The organism is Streptosporangium sp. NPDC002607 (assembly GCF_053592655.1).
This window is the reverse complement of sequence record NZ_JBSFWD010000035.1, coordinates 1-13,949: the sequence shown is the minus strand read 5'-3', so window position 1 is coordinate 13,949 and position 13,949 is coordinate 1. Positions and strand designations below refer to the sequence as shown.

At 70.5% G+C, this 13,949-nt stretch carries 13 protein-coding genes; 9 read left to right on the top strand and 4 right to left on the bottom strand.

The features are described from left to right. Positions 1-10: 10 nt before the first annotated feature. Positions 11-931, bottom strand: a complete 921-nt coding sequence (locus ACWD3H_RS32020; protein ID WP_451957639.1) for a winged helix-turn-helix transcriptional regulator — start codon at positions 929-931, stop codon at positions 11-13. Between the two features lie 294 nt (positions 932-1,225). Between ACWD3H_RS32020 and ACWD3H_RS32015 the strand changes: the two genes are divergently transcribed. Then, entirely contained in the window at positions 1,226-1,417 is a 192-nt protein-coding gene (locus ACWD3H_RS32015; protein ID WP_326636344.1) for a hypothetical protein, read from the top strand. Positions 1,418-1,513: 96 nt separating this feature from the next. On the opposite strand, the gene ACWD3H_RS32010 is transcribed toward ACWD3H_RS32015, so the two are convergent. Further along, positions 1,514-1,825: a DUF3817 domain-containing protein gene (locus tag ACWD3H_RS32010; protein ID WP_350928141.1), complete on the bottom strand. Its 312-nt coding sequence runs from the start codon at positions 1,823-1,825 to the stop codon at positions 1,514-1,516. 29 nt (positions 1,826-1,854) lie between these two features. Beyond that, positions 1,855-2,646 carry an SURF1 family protein gene (locus ACWD3H_RS32005; protein WP_350962342.1) on the bottom strand — a complete coding sequence of 264 codons (792 nt, stop codon included), beginning with the start codon at positions 2,644-2,646 and terminating at the stop codon, positions 1,855-1,857. 132 nt (positions 2,647-2,778) lie between these two features. Here ACWD3H_RS32005 and ACWD3H_RS32000 point away from each other — a divergent pair, with 132 nt between their 5' ends. From ACWD3H_RS32000 to ACWD3H_RS31990, 3 genes are all read left to right on the top strand, one after another. Beyond that, on the top strand, positions 2,779-2,955 hold the full coding sequence (locus tag ACWD3H_RS32000; RefSeq protein ID WP_169750083.1) for a hypothetical protein: 177 nt from the start codon (positions 2,779-2,781) through the stop codon (positions 2,953-2,955). Positions 2,956-3,211: 256 nt separating this feature from the next. Further along, on the top strand, positions 3,212-4,669 hold the full coding sequence (locus ACWD3H_RS31995) for a flavin-containing monooxygenase (RefSeq protein WP_451957638.1): 1,458 nt from the start codon (positions 3,212-3,214) through the stop codon (positions 4,667-4,669). Positions 4,670-5,115: 446 nt separating this feature from the next. Continuing rightward, entirely contained in the window at positions 5,116-6,573 is a 1,458-nt protein-coding gene (locus ACWD3H_RS31990; protein WP_451957637.1) for a flavin-containing monooxygenase, read from the top strand. 64 nt (positions 6,574-6,637) lie between these two features. On the opposite strand, the gene ACWD3H_RS31985 is transcribed toward ACWD3H_RS31990, so the two are convergent. After that, the gene (locus ACWD3H_RS31985) at positions 6,638-8,461 is read right to left on the bottom strand and encodes a gamma-glutamyltransferase family protein (protein WP_451957636.1); all 1,824 of its coding nucleotides are present in this window, start codon (positions 8,459-8,461) and stop codon (positions 6,638-6,640) included. A 131-nt stretch (positions 8,462-8,592) separates the two neighbouring features. On the opposite strand from ACWD3H_RS31985, the gene ACWD3H_RS31980 reads away from it, so the two are divergent. The 5 genes from ACWD3H_RS31980 (at position 8,593) to ACWD3H_RS31960 (ending at position 13,844) form a co-directional block, all read left to right on the top strand. After that, positions 8,593-9,720 carry a sensor histidine kinase gene (locus ACWD3H_RS31980; RefSeq protein WP_451957635.1) on the top strand — a complete coding sequence of 376 codons (1,128 nt, stop codon included), beginning with the start codon at positions 8,593-8,595 and terminating at the stop codon, positions 9,718-9,720. Next, positions 9,717-10,364: a response regulator transcription factor gene (locus tag ACWD3H_RS31975; protein ID WP_451957634.1), complete on the top strand. Its 648-nt coding sequence runs from the start codon at positions 9,717-9,719 to the stop codon at positions 10,362-10,364. Before ACWD3H_RS31980 ends, ACWD3H_RS31975 begins: the two co-directional genes overlap by 4 nt. A 93-nt stretch (positions 10,365-10,457) precedes the next feature. Beyond that, complete coding sequence (locus ACWD3H_RS31970) at positions 10,458-11,081, top strand: Uma2 family endonuclease (protein WP_451957633.1); 624 nt, start codon at positions 10,458-10,460, stop codon at positions 11,079-11,081. Between the two features lie 123 nt (positions 11,082-11,204). After that, positions 11,205-12,332, top strand: coding sequence for an urease accessory protein UreH domain-containing protein (locus tag ACWD3H_RS31965; protein ID WP_451957632.1), 1,128 nt, complete (start codon positions 11,205-11,207; stop codon positions 12,330-12,332). A gap of 99 nt (positions 12,333-12,431) precedes the next feature. Next, positions 12,432-13,844: a tetratricopeptide repeat protein gene (locus tag ACWD3H_RS31960; protein ID WP_355618598.1), complete on the top strand. Its 1,413-nt coding sequence runs from the start codon at positions 12,432-12,434 to the stop codon at positions 13,842-13,844. Positions 13,845-13,949: the final 105 nt, after the last annotated feature.

The following is a 13,949-nucleotide window of genomic DNA, read 5'->3' as shown; positions in this document are numbered from 1 at the left end:
GGTCCGGACCTCAGCCGGGCAGCAGGAAGCGGACCTCGCAGCGTTCGAGTGGCCGGCCGCAGGCTCTGCACAGCAGTACCGGCCGGAAGGCCGCGCCACAGCGCAGGTGGGTGATGGACAGGGCCGAACCCTCGGAGGCGGGGAGCTCGCACTGGGCCCAGTCGACCAGGAGGGCGAAGACCTCGAAGAAGGCCAGCCCCCGGTCGGTGAGACGGTAGGAGCCGTCGGACCGGGGCTCGAAGACGCCCAGCTCGACGAAGCGGCGCAGCCGGTCGGTGAGCACCGAGGGCGCGATGCCGAGGCCGGACTGGAAGTCGACGAAGCGGCGGGTGCCGAGGAACGCCCCGGCCAGCACGCTGGTGCTCCACCGGTCGCCGAGGATCTCCATCGACGCCGGGCAGTAGCCGATCAGGTCGGCCGGGGTTCCGGAGCGGACCGTGCGGCGGTGCCGCCGAGGCGGGCCGATCCGGGAGAAGGCGGCCTGCGGCCCCGGCTCGGTCCTGGTGTCGCGGGCGCTCATCTGCTCCAGGCAGACCCCGCACCCGAGGCGGGGCTCGGCGTCCTGACCGCACAGCTCGTGCAGCAGCGGGGGAAAGCGCCCCGGGGAGACCCAGTCGCGCTCCCACGCCTGGATGGCCACCAGCAGTGCCCACAGCCGGAGCCCGCGTTCCGTCAGCCGGTACTCGTAGCGGGTGCGGCCGTTGCGGTACGCCGACAGCTCGAAGATGCCGTGGTCGACCAGTTCCCTGAGCCTGGCCGCGAGGACCGACTCGGAGATGCCCAGTGCGTCGCGCCAGCCCGCGAAGGTCCGGATCCGCAGCAGGAAAGCCCGCTGCAGGATCAGCAGCACCCACCGGTCTCCCAGGATCGCCAGCGCCTGCCCGATCGCACCGAGTTCGGCTCGCACCGGCTCCCGCTCAGCGCCGTCCACAACGTGTCCTCCAGATGGTCGCGTGGTCGTTCCCGGTAAACATGATCGTTCCGGCCTCCGGCGAAACCGCTAATCCACCACTATCTGGACAGGCCGCCGCGATCCCCGGCAGGACCACGGTCACGGAACGTGCCGGGGCGCCCAGAGCAGGCGTGGCGGTGCTCAGGGCACTGGCGGAGCAGCGGGAATCACGATATATCTCGGTTGGAACCGCGCGGCAGGTCCAACCGTTGGACTGGCGACGCACAATGAAAATAGACGGGGCGTCCGCCCCGCGTTCGGAGGATGTTGAGGATGTCGCCAATCCAGAAGTACGCGATCGGCGCCGGAGCAGTGGTGTTCCTGTCGTGGCTGTTCCTGCCAGGTTTCCTGACGCTGCTGATCCTCCTGGGCGTCGTCGCCGCCCCGGTCGTCGGCTACCTGATGCTCGACCCGTCCCAGCGCGAGCGGCTCAAGCGCGCCCGACGCCGCGGTCTCGGCCGCTGACGCGAAGACCGTCCCACCCGTCGAGGCCCGGCCTCGCGAGCCCACGTTCCGGGGTCGCGACAGCCGGGCCTGCGGGGGACCGTGAGGGGCCGCCGGTCAGGCGGTGGCGGTCACCAGCTCCGATTCCACCCGGCGGGTGACCTTGCGCTCGAACACGAACGAGAGCAGCGGCACGGTGCCGGCGAGCATCACCCCGAGAATGTACGGCCACGTCCAGCGCGCCTTCATGCCCAGGTTCATCGCGGCCACGAGATAGAGCATGTAGAGGAAGCCGTGGATCGGGGAGACGATCTTCGAGGGCTCCTCGATGCCGAAGCCGTACCTGAGCACGATGCAGGTGACCAGGACGAGCAGCATCACACCGACGATGTACGCCAGGATGCGAAAGGGCTTGAGAGCGGATTCCACGGTCGGTTACCTCGGTCTTGGGGTTCGGTTCACGGGACGGTGCGAGCGGGCAGAGCGGGGGTTTCCGGAGCGGCGTCGGGAGCGGGGTCGGGGGTGTCCTCCCGCGCGCGGCCGCGCAGCGCGTCGCGTACGAAGTGCCACCACATGAAGACCGCGAACAGCCCGAAGATCCACCACTGGGCGGCATAGGCGAGGTTGCGCCAGGTGAGCACCCCGGACTGGGTCGGCGGGGGGACGTTCACCGGCTTGGCCGCGACCGCGGGAGCCGGTGACTGCTCGGCGGCCACCACGAACCCGTTACGCAGCTTCGTGTCCCGCCAGAGGTTGATCAGTTCGGCCGACGACACGGTCAGCACCTGCCCCTGCGGCAGCTGCCGGGTCCGGCGCTGGACGCTGTCGGTGGCCTCCGAGGGCTGCAGCCGCCCGCTGACGGTCACCCTGCCCTCCGGCACGGCCGCCACGGCGGGATCCTGCGCCGTGGCCACCCAGCCACGCACGACGGGAACGAAGGTTCCGTCGCCGAGATCGAGCGCCGTGAGCAGCCACAGGCCCCCGTCGCGTTCGGCCACCAGCAGCTGCTTCGAGGCGTCGTAGGTGCCTTCCGCGGTCACCCTGCGGCTGACCGCGTCGGCCGTCATGTGCTCTCCGGGTGCGGTGAGGGTGGCGACCGCCACGGGGGCGGGGTCGACCGACGCCCGGGGCCCGCCGGACTCCTCGAAGACGCCGAGCTGCCACCTGCCCAGCAGCCCGCACACGACGAGGGCTCCGATCGCGAGCAGGTGGAGCACCACCACGCGGGCGGAGAACAGGATGCGGAGCATGACACCACGCTATCCGCCCCGGTAGGCGGTCCGGTCTTCAGCACCCGCCTCGGCCCGGTGCGAGAACGAGCCTCCCGTGAAAGTGGACAAATCAGTGTTGGGGAGGCATTCGATATCGCTAAAGTCATCCCCATGTCTGATCCTCAGCAGATTGACCCCGCGGGCAACACCCAGGCGTTCCGCGCGTTCGCCCAGCGCAAGGACCCGGAGGCCGCCCCCGAGAAGCGGTCGCTCGCCCTGCCGATCACGGCGGCCGTGGTGGTCGCGGTGCTGGTCATCGTCGTTGTGGCCGCATACCTGCTGCTCTAACAACCGAACAGTCCGGAGCGCCGACGGCACCGCCCTCGGCGCTTTTCGCGTTCCCTGACGACAGGAACGTGCCGACCGGTCGGTGTGAGGAGGCTCACCGCACCACGCGTATGGACGGCGCGACCACCGCTCATTAAATTAGACACGGAATCTAATAGCAACGAGCACGGAACGCTCTCATCGCCGCAGCCGGAACCGGCGGAGAGCCCGTGCCGCCCGAGAGGTCGCCGACGGCAGAGGTCAGCAAGGAGATCGCATGAGCACGCATCCCGGGATCACGATCATTGGCACCGGCTTCGCCGGACTGGGCATGGCGATCAAGCTCAAGGAAGCCGGATACCACGATTTCGTCATCCTGGAGAAGGCCGGCGACCTGGGCGGGACCTGGCGGGACAACACCTACCCCGGCTGCGCCTGCGACGTCCCCTCGCACATGTACTCCTTCTCGTACGAGCTCAACCCCGGCTGGTCGCGGATGTTCGCGCCCCAGGCCGAGATCTGGGACTACCTGCGCGCCTGCGTCGACAAGTACGGCCTGGCGGAGCACCTGCGGTTCGGCAAGGAGGTCGTCGGGCTGGAGTACGACGACACGACCCACGACTGGCGGGTGAGCGTCGCCGGAGAGGAGCCGTTCACCACCAACGCCGTGATCTCGGGCATCGGCGCGCTGCACGTGCCCTCGCTGCCCACGATCCCCGGCCGCGAGAGCTTCGCGGGCCCCTCCTTCCACTCGGCGGAGTGGGACCACTCGGTGGACCTGACCGGCAAGCGGGTCGCGGTCATCGGCACCGGCGCCTCGGCCATCCAGTTCGTCCCCCAGATCGCCGGGAAGGTCTCCCGCCTCCACCTCTTCCAGCGCACGCCTCCCTGGATCCACCCCAAGCCCGACTTCCCCTTCTCCTCCCGGGCGAAGCGGATCCTCGGCCTGCCCGGCGCCGCCAGGGCGCTGCGCAACTCGATCTACTGGGTGCTGGAGACCCGCGCGCTGGGCTTCACCGTCGACCCGCGGCTGATGAAGGTCCACCGGAGGATGGCCCTGAGCCACCTCGCCAAGCAGGTCCCCGACCCGGCGCTGCGCGCCAGGCTCACCCCCGACTACACGATCGGCTGCAAGCGCATCCTGATCTCCAACGACTACTACCCGGCACTGGGCAGGGAGAACGTCGAGCTGATCACCGAAGGGGTGCGGGAGATCAGGGAGAACTCGATCATCGACTCCACCGGCAGGGAGATCGAGGTCGACGTGATCGTCTACGGCACCGGCTTCAAGGTCGTCGAGGCGCTGGACGAGCAGCGGATCATCGGCAGGAGCGGCAGGAAGATCCAGGAGGCCTGGCAGGACGGCGTGGAGGCCTACTACGGCATCACCACCGCCGGGTTCCCGAATCTGTTCTTCCTGCTCGGCCCCAACACCGGCCTGGGGCACAACTCGGTCGTCTTCATGATCGAATCCCAGGTCCGGTACGTTCTCGACTGCCTGCGCCTGCTGTCGAGGACGAAGGCCAGGGCCATCGACGTACGCCCCGAGGCACAGCGCGACTACAACGACCGCCTTCAGGGGCGCCTGAACCACCTGGTCTGGAACGAGGGCGGCTGCCGGAGCTGGTATCTCGACGAGCACGGCGTCAACAGGACGATCTGGCCGGGCTTCACCTTCGAGTACTGGGCACGCACCCGGAGGCTGAGGCCGGAGGCCTACGAACTGATCCGCTGAGGGGGTCGCCCTCCACCGGCCGGTGGCGGATCGGCCGCTTGGTCGCTCAATCGCCCGCTCGGTCACCGAAACCGGCGGCGCGGCCGAGACCGCGCCGCCGGACGTCCGTGCATACCGCCGCGAGCGGCTACCTTCGCCCGCTCACCACCAGCGCGCTGCCACCGCCGCGCCGGGTCGGTTCCGCCGCCTTTGGCGTTCCTGGAGTAAGAGACACGCCCATCACCTCGATGTGAGGTGCGTCATATTCAACCAGTATGGACCCCACAAGATCTGCCATCCATCATAAACAAGGCGTCCAATAGCGTGAACCACAGCTGGACGCTCCCCTCGGTCGTGCCGCACGCGTCCGCGCCTCACCCGTCCCGTCCAGACTTCGCGAACCGCGCCGCCGGAGAACCCGGCACCGCGGAAGGACCGGCGCCGCCGGAAACCCAGCAAGGAGACGCATGAGCACGCGCCCCGGCATCACGATCATTGGCTCCGGCTTCGCCGGACTCGGCATGGCGATCAAACTCAAGGAAGCCGGTTACCACGACTTCGTGATCCTGGAGAAGGACCACGAGGTGGGCGGCACATGGAGGGACAACACCTACCCGGGCTGCACCTGCGACGTCCCCTCACACCTCTACTCCTTCTCCTACGAGCTCAACCCGAACTGGTCTCGGATGTTCTCCGGCCAGGCCGAGATCTGGGACTACCTGCGGGCCTGCGTCGCCAAGTACGACCTGGAGCCGCACCTCCGTCTGGGCACGAGGGTCAGCGAGCTGGAGTACGACGACACGGCCCGTCACTGGCGGGTGAGCATCGAGAACGGGGAGGCCTTCACCACCAACGCGGTGGTCTCAGGCGGCGGCGCGCTGCACGTGCCGTCCTTCCCCGCGATCCCCGGCCGCGAGAGCTTCGCGGGCCCCTCGTTCCACTCCGCCGAGTGGGACCACTCGGCGGACCTGACCGGCAAGCGGGTCGCGGTCATCGGCACCGGGGCATCGGCCGTCCAGTTCGTACCGCAGATCGCCCCGCGGGTCTCTCAACTCCACCTCTTCCAGCGGACGCCGCCCTGGATCCAGCCCAAGCCCGACTTCGTCTTCTCCACACGCGCGAAGCGGCTCCTCGCCCTGCCGGGAGCCGCACGGACGCTGCGCACCTCGATCTACTGGGCGATGGAGAGTCTCGCCATGGGCTTCGCCGTCGACCCGCGCCTGATGAAGACCCACCAGCGGGCGGCCCTGTACCACCTGACCAGCAAGGTCTCCGACCCCGTACTGCGTGCCAAGCTGACCCCGAACTACACGATCGGCTGCAAGCGCATGCTGCTGTCCAACGACTACTACCCGGCGATGGTCAGGGACAACGTCGAGGTGATCACCGACGGGATACGCGAGATCCGGGAGAACTCGATCATCGACTCCACCGGCAGGGAGATCGAGGTCGACGTGATCATCTACGGCACCGGCTTCAAGGTCACCGACACCCTGAAGGACCAGCGGATCATCGGCAGGAACGGCAGGAAGATCCAGGAGGCCTGGCAGGACGGCGTGGAGGCCTACTACGGCATCACCACCGCCGGATTCCCGAACCTGTTCTTCCTGCTCGGCCCCAACACCGCCCTGGGCCACAACTCGGTCGTCTTCATGATCGAATCCCAGGTCCGGTACGTTCTCGACTGCCTGCGCCTGCTGTCGAGGACGAAGGCCAGGGCCATCGACGTACGCCCCGAGGCACAGCGCGACTACAACGACCGCCTCCAGAGCCGACTGAGCCGGCGAGTCTGGAACGAGGGCGGCTGCAACAGCTGGTATCTCGACGAGCACGGCGTCAACAGGACCATCTGGCCCGGTTTCAGCTTCGAGTACTGGGCACGCACCCGGAGGCCGAAGCCTGAGGCCTACGAACTGATCCGCTGAGCGACCCGGCGTCTGGACCACCGGCGGCGCGGCCGAGGCCGCGCCGCCGGGCGTCCACGACCGGCTACCCGCGCTCGTTCACCACCAGCGCGCTGCCACCGCCGCGCCGGGTCGGTTCCGCCACCGCCTGGAGCCTCCCGTGCCGCAGGAACTCCACGGCCGTGGCCGCGCCGATCTCGGGGTTCAGCACGAGGCTGTGCCCCTGGCGCGTGAGCTCGGCGCCGTAGCGATCGATGAACGCCTGCTCGGCCTGGGTCTGGGCGGTGTTGCGCTGCGTGGCCCGGGGGGCGGCGAGCGCCTCGGGCAGCGACATGCCGAAGTCCCAGCGGTTGACCAGGATCTGCAGCACCGTGGTGATGATCGTCGAGCCGCCGGGGGACCCCAGCGCGAGCAGCGGCCGGTCATCGTTCAGGACGATCGTCGGCGCCATCGAGGAGCGGGGGCGCTTGCCCGGCGCGGGCAGGTTCGGGTCGCCGGGGGCGGGGCCGAAGGTGAAGTCGGTCAGCTCGTTGTTGAGCAGGAAGCCCCTGCCGGGGACGACGATGCCGTTGCCGCCGGTCGACTCGATGGTGATGTTGTAGGCGACCACGTTGCCCCACCGGTCCACGACCACCAGGTGCGTGGTCTCCGGCCCCTCCTTCGCCACCTCGGGGGCCGTCTCGCCGGCCTCGGCGGACGGTGCCGCCTGGCACGGCCCGTACATCCCGTCGGGGTCGCCGGGCGCGGCCGGGTGCGGCATCGCCCGCTCGCCGATCAGGCAGGCGCGCTCCTTGGCGAACCCGTCGGAGAGCAGTTCCTTCAGCGGGACGCCGGGGATGTCCCCGACGTACTTGCCCCGGTCGGCGAAGGCGAGCCTGGACGCCTCCAGGTACTCGTGCTCGCCGACCTCGGGCAGGGCCTCAAGGATGTTGAGCGCCTCGCCGACCGTCGAGCCTCCCGAGGACGGCGGCGCCATGCCGTACACGTCCATGCCCTTGTACGTCACCTTCGTGGGCGGCCGTTCGAGCGCCCGGTACGCCTTCAGGTCGGACAGTTCCATCAGCCCCGGCCGCACGTTACGGGTGGATCCGGGGGTGACCGGCGGTTTCTTGACCGTGGCCACGACCTCGGCGCCGAGTGCACCGCCGTACAGCCACTCCCCGCCCAGCCTGCCGAGTCTGCGGTAGGTGTCGGCCAGCTCGGGGTTGCGGAAGGTGGAGCCGACCGGCGGCGGGGCGCCGCCCGGCAGGTAGAGCTTGGCAGTGGAGGTGAAGTCCTTGAAGCGGGCGGCGTTGGCGGCGGTCTGGTCGTAGAAGGTCTGGTCGACCTTGAACCCCTTGGTGGCGACGTCGATCGCGGGTTTCAGCGCCTGGCGCAGCGAGAGCGTGCCGAACCTGCGCAGCGCCAGCTCCCACTGGGCCACGCTGCCGGGCACCCCCGCCGAAAGTCCGCTGGTCACGGCGTCGTCGAACGGGATGCCCTCCAGGGAGGCCGGGCCCATCGCCTTCGGCGCGGCCTCCCGGCCGTCGATGGTGTGGACCTTCTTGCGGCGCGCGTCGTAGTAGACGATGAACCCTCCGCCGGCCAGTCCCGCGGAGTAGGGCTCGGTCACGCCCAGGGTGGCGGCCGCGGCGACCGCGGCGTCCATGGCGTTGCCGCCCTCGCGCAACACGCCCAGCGCGGCCTTGCTGGCGTCGAGGTCGACGGTCGAGACCGCACCACCGGACCCCTCGGCGACGGGTTTCTTCTCCACCTGCGACACCGGTGGAGACACCGCGGAGAGGGACAGCACGGATGGGGACAGCACGGATGGGGACAGCGCGGGCGGAGACGCCAGCGCGGGCTGGACAAGCAGTAAGGAACTTCCCACCAAGATCCCCGCCAGGGGGGTGATGCGACGACTGATCATGATGACCTCCCGCAGACAGCTTGACTCAGCCGGTGACCCTTGTCAGCCCCTTCCCTCCCCCAAAGGGTGTAGTGCCACATACATCACTGAAGGGACGCAAACGCCGCGAAAGCGCACGTAAAGTGCTGAGCGTGCGTGCCAAATCCCGGTGGATCGACCTCCTCCTCCCGCTGTTAGTGGGGGCTCTCCAGGTCATGGGCACCCGCAGCGTGCAGTGGTTGCAGGTCCACGACACCGGCATGCTCCGCGTCCCGCTCGATCCACCGGGATACGCGCTACTGCTGGCCGGGCCGCTGGCCCTGGCCGTCCGGCGCCGCCACCCGGCGCTCAGCGTGGCCGTCGCGGTGGGCTCGACCCTGCTCTTCATCGCCCTCGGCTACGCCTACGGCCCGGTCTTCCTCAGTCCGATCATCGCGTTCTACCTCGCCGTGGTCGGCGGCCACCGGCGGGTGGCCCTGCCGCTGTGGGGCCTGGCCTACGTGTTCTTCGTGGTCTACACGTCCTGGTTCGCCCCGGCGCTCTCTCCGGGATGGTTCCACAACCTCGCGATGGCCGCGCTGATGGGCCTGGTACTGGCGGTGGCGGAGTTCTCCCGGGCCAGGAACGAGCGGCAGGCCGAGCACGAACGGGTGGAGCGGGAGGAGGTGCGGCGGCAGGCCAGCGAGGAGCGGCTGACCATGGCGCAGGAGTTGCACGACGTGCTCGCGCACAACATCTCCCTCATCCACGTCCAGGCCTCCACCGCGCTGCACCTCATCGAGGACCACCCCGAGCAGGCACGGACCGCGCTCACCACGATCAAACAGGCGTCCAAGGACGTGCTGACCGAGATGCGCTCGGTGCTCAACGTGCTCCGCGACGGCGCGCCCCGCTCCCCGACCGCCGGGCTGGACCGGCTCGACGAACTCATCGAGCGCAGCGGGCTGCGGGTCGTCAAGAACGTCACCGGCGAGGTCAGGCCGCTGCCTCCCGGGGTCGACCGGGCCGGTTACCGCATCGTTCAGGAGGCCCTGACCAACGTCACCAGGCACGCCCCGGGCGCCTCGGTCACGGTCGCCCTCGACTACGGCCCCCGCGCACTGACCCTTCGGGTCACCGACTCGGGCGGCAACGCCCCCGGAGAGAATCTCGGCAGCGGCAACGGCGTCCCCGGCATGCGGGAACGGGCCTCGGCCCTCGGGGGAACGCTGACCGCCGCACACCATGGAAGAGGCTTCCGCGTCGAGGCCCGGCTGCCGATCCCGGAGGAGTCCGAATGATCAAGATTGTCCTCGCCGACGACCAGGCCCTCGTCAGGGCGGGGTTCCGGGCCCTGCTGGACGCACAGCCGGGGATGACCGTGGTGGCCGAGGCCGGCGACGGGTCCCAGGCCCTGCGGCTGGCCGCCGAGCATGAGCCGGACGTGGTCCTGATGGACATCCGCATGCCCGGCATGGACGGGCTGACCGCCACCAGGAAGATGCCTCCCGGGCCGAAGATCATCATCTTGACCACCTTCGAGCTCGACGAGTACGTCTTCGAGGCCCTCCGCAACGGCGCCAGCGGCTTCCTGGTCAAGGACACCGAACCGGCCGAGCTCATCCAGGCCGTCCGGGTGGTGGCCGGAGGCGACGCGCTGCTCTCCCCCAGCGTGACCCGCCGCCTGATCGCCGAGTACGCCAGCCGCGCCAAGGAGCCGCACCGCAGCCGCGATCTCGACCTGCTCACCGACCGCGAGCGCGAGGTCCTCGCCCTGGTCGGCACCGGGATGACCAACGACGAGATCGCCGGCAAGCTCTTCATGAGCCCCGCCACCGCCAAGACCCACGTCAGCCGGACCATGATGAAACTCCACGCCCGCGACCGCGCCCAGCTCGTCGTCATCGCCTACGAATCCGGCCTCGTCCGCCCCGGCTGGGTCTGACGGCTCAGATCCCGGTAAAGGCTCCCGCCCGCTCGACCCACTTGCGATACTCAACGTGTTCACCAGAACACGAAGGGACATATCTTCATGGTCATGACATCGCGACGGAGCCATGCCCACCTGCGCCCCTCCCCCGAGACCTCGTCCCAGCCCCTGCCAGGTACGGCGCGCGAGCTCTTCGACGCACTCCCGCAGCTCCCCGGGCTGCGGGCCGAGATCATCGACGGGAGACTGATAGTGAGCCCGATGGGCACCCCCGAACATGCCCGGATCGCAATGCGTCTGTACAGAGCCCTCCTTCCCCTCATCGAAGAGAAGCAGTGGGACGGCTTCAGCGGCAACGTAGACGTCTGCATCGACGGACCACGCGACCCTATCGTTCCCGATTTCGTGCTGGCCCAGGTCGACTGCCCGCGCTGGGGAGCCCGTGAGCTGCTCTCCTCCGGCCTGCTCATGGTGGCCGAGATCGTGTCGCCGGGAAGCGTCATCGACGACCGCGACCGCAGGCCCGACATCTACGCCTCCGGTGGCGTCCCGGTGATGCTCCTCATCGACCCCGTGGCCACCCCCGCCACCGTGACGGTCCTCAGCGACCCCAAGGAGGGGGCGTACCGGACCTCCACCCGGGTCGAGGTGGGCTCGCACCTGCACATCCCGGAACCGGTCGACTTCACCCTCGACACGTCGATCTTCGCGAACGCCCAGGGCACCGTGTGACGGACGGCAGGGATCGGCTCGGGTGTCGCGTCCCCGGCGGCAGGAAACGGGACGCCCGGTAAGGGCGATATAAGCGCTGGGTAAGGAAATGTCACTGTCGGTTGACCTCCGGCGGGATTAGGTTTGCTCCGTGGGGATCTGGAGTGGTACCGGAGACATCCGCTGAGCGCGGGGGCGGCCACGCTGTTCGCCGGAGGGCTCGCCGCGGGGCTGGTGGCGGGCACCACCTCGTGCGCGGCCGTGCAGGGCGGCCTGCTCACCGGACTCTCCTCCGGCGGCCGATCGGCCTGCTCCGGCGGGCTCGCCGCGAAGCCGTCGAACCTGGCGGCCGTCGCGCTCTTCCTGGCCGGGCGCTTCGGCTCCCACGTGGCGGCCGGGGCACTGCTCGGGCTGGCGGGGTCCGCCGTACAGCTGGGCCCCCAGCTCAGGGCCGCACTGCTCGTCGTGGCCGGGATCGCGGTCATGATCTTCGGAATCCGCACGTTCGGCCGCGAGCGGGACCGCGGCCCCGGACCGGACGGGCACGGCTGCGAACACCCGCCGGAAAGCGGCGAGCCGGACGGTGGCCATGGACCCGACGGACCCGACGGGGCCGCGGACGGGCGCGCCTCCTGGCGCGGCGCCGTCTCCCGGATCACCGCTCCCGCGCCCAGGGCGGTGGCGCTGGGCGCGGCGACGGTCCTGCTGCCGTGCGGGGTGACGCTCAGCGTCGAGATGGTGGCGGTGTCCAGCGGGTCGGCGTCGGGCGGGGCCGCGGTGATGGCGGGGTTCGTGGCCGGGACGGCACCGGCGTTCGCACTGCTCGGACTCATCCTGCGGCGGGCCGCCGCCACCAGGCTGGCGGCGCTGGCGGGGGTCGTCGCGCTGGCGGCGGGCCTGTGGACCGTCTCCTCGGGGCTGCGCCTGGGAGGCTGGCTCCCCGGATCCGGCGGCCCGGCAATGGCTGCGGGCCACCCCACGCCGGCGCCGGACGGCCCGGCGGGAACTGCCACGCGCACCGGCGGCGTGCAGCGGATCGAGATCTGGGCCACCCGCGGCGGCTACCGTCCCGGCGTGGTGACCGCCCGCGCGGGAGTGCCCACCGAACTCGTCTTCCACCTGGGGGGCGATCCCGGCTGCACCCGGACGCTCACCATCGACGGCCGCGACGTGGCGCTCCCCGCCACCGTGCGGCTCGGCGCACGGGACGCGGGTTCCCTGCGTTACAGCTGCTCGATGGGAATGTACGTGGGGTTCGTGAAATTCGTCTGAGCCGGACGCGAGACGGAACTCCAGGATTACCCTCCGCGATCGAGCGGTTACATGGCACCCTGTGATCTGTCGGCTGCGTGCCGTCGGCAAGGAGGGGACATGGGGTGGTGGCCTGACGACCCGGAGGCGAGCGCGGGGCTGATACCCACCCCCCGGAGCACTGAGCACGAGAACGACACGGACGGCGAGACGGAGCTGCTGCTCTCCGCGCACGGCGGTGACGTGCAGGCCGCCCATCTGCTCGGCCGCCACTTCGCGCAGCGGGGCGACCGCTCGGCGGCGCGGCACTGGTGGGAGCGCGCGGCGGCCGCGGGCAACCTCGACAGTGCCTACAACCTGGGCGTCTGGCACGAGAAGCACGGCACCCCCGCGGAGGCCGCGAGGTGGTACGAGCTGGCGGCCGACGCCGGCGACGTCGAGGCCGCGGTGAACCTGGCGACGCTCCTGCTCGACCAGCACGGCGACGCCCCGGCTGCCCGGCGGTGGTACGAGACGGCGGCCAGGGCGGGCTCCCGTGCCGCGGCCAGGAGGCTCGCGCTGCTCTGCGAGGACGCCGGCGAGACGAAGTCCGCCGGGGAGTGGCACCGCAGGGCCGCGATGGACGGCGATCTGGCCTCGGCCCACGACCTGGGGTTCCTCGCCTACGCCTCCGGCGAGGACGACGAGACGCTGCGCTGGTGGGAGCTGGCCGCCCGGGGCGGTCACGCCGACGCGGCCTACCACCTCGGCCTTTTCCTGCAGGCCAACCGCGATCCGGAGGGGGCGGAGGCGTTCTACCGGCTGGCCGCCAGGAACGAGCACCCCGGAGCCGCGTCCCAGCTCGGCGGGATCGCGCTCTCCCTCGGCGACCTGCGCACCGCCCGCGCCTGGTTCGAGCGGGCCGCCTGCACCGGCAGGATCGACGACCAGCGGACCGCGGGGTTCGTGTGCGTGGAGATGAGCGACGCGCGGGGGGCCAGCCACTGGTTCAGCCGGGCCGCGGCGGGTGGCGATCCGGAGGCCGCTTTCAATTTCGGCCTGCTGCTCATCGCCGAGCACAGTGACCTGCGGGGCGGGCAGCACTGGTTCCGTCAGGCGGCACAGGCCGGGCATCACAGGGCCGCGGTCGAGCTGGCCGCGCTGCTGTCGGCCGCGGGGTTCTCCCGTGAGGCGGAGCGGTGGCTCGCCGATCCACCGTCCCCGCTCTGGGATCGGAGCACCGAGCCCGAGCTCGTCGCCCGCGCCGAGCTGGCCGCGGCCGCCGTGGTCCGGCGGGGCGGCACCCCGCTGAGGATCGGCGACCTGACCGAGCTCCTCGGCACCTGGGATCTCGTCACCCGGCCACTGCGCGACCACACGGACGTCACGGCCTGGCTGACCGAGCGGAGCGGGCTGCCGCCGGACGCGATCGAGCACCTGGCGGCCATCCGGGCCGCGCTGCTCCGCCCCGGCGGTGCTCCCTGGCCGGCCCCGGCGGAGGTCGAGCAGGCCCTGGTCACCGCCCGTGCCCTGCGCTCCGGCTGGTCCCCATGACCGATACGGCGACCGATGCCGTGCGGGCCGGGGGGCGGCCCCGGCGGGCCGATCGGCCGGGCCCACGTCTCAACGCCCGTCAGTCCACCAGAAAACCCGGCTGAC

What these genes read in the sequence shown, in the direction of transcription:
- ACWD3H_RS32015 (WP_326636344.1), top strand. Translation starts at nt 1,226, where the DNA reads ATGTCGCCAATCCAGAAGTACGCGATCGGCGCCGGAGCAGTGGTGTTC.
- ACWD3H_RS32005 (WP_350962342.1), bottom strand. Translation starts at nt 2,646, where the DNA reads ATGCTCCGCATCCTGTTCTCCGCCCGCGTGGTGGTGCTCCACCTGCTC.
- ACWD3H_RS32000 (WP_169750083.1), top strand. Translation starts at nt 2,779, where the DNA reads ATGTCTGATCCTCAGCAGATTGACCCCGCGGGCAACACCCAGGCGTTC.
- ACWD3H_RS31995 (WP_451957638.1), top strand. Translation starts at nt 3,212, where the DNA reads ATGAGCACGCATCCCGGGATCACGATCATTGGCACCGGCTTCGCCGGA.
- ACWD3H_RS31990 (WP_451957637.1), top strand. Translation starts at nt 5,116, where the DNA reads ATGAGCACGCGCCCCGGCATCACGATCATTGGCTCCGGCTTCGCCGGA.
- ACWD3H_RS31985 (WP_451957636.1), bottom strand. Translation starts at nt 8,461, where the DNA reads ATGATCAGTCGTCGCATCACCCCCCTGGCGGGGATCTTGGTGGGAAGT.
- ACWD3H_RS31975 (WP_451957634.1), top strand. Translation starts at nt 9,717, where the DNA reads ATGATCAAGATTGTCCTCGCCGACGACCAGGCCCTCGTCAGGGCGGGG.
- ACWD3H_RS31970 (WP_451957633.1), top strand. Translation starts at nt 10,458, where the DNA reads ATGACATCGCGACGGAGCCATGCCCACCTGCGCCCCTCCCCCGAGACC.
- ACWD3H_RS31960 (WP_355618598.1), top strand. Translation starts at nt 12,432, where the DNA reads ATGGGGTGGTGGCCTGACGACCCGGAGGCGAGCGCGGGGCTGATACCC.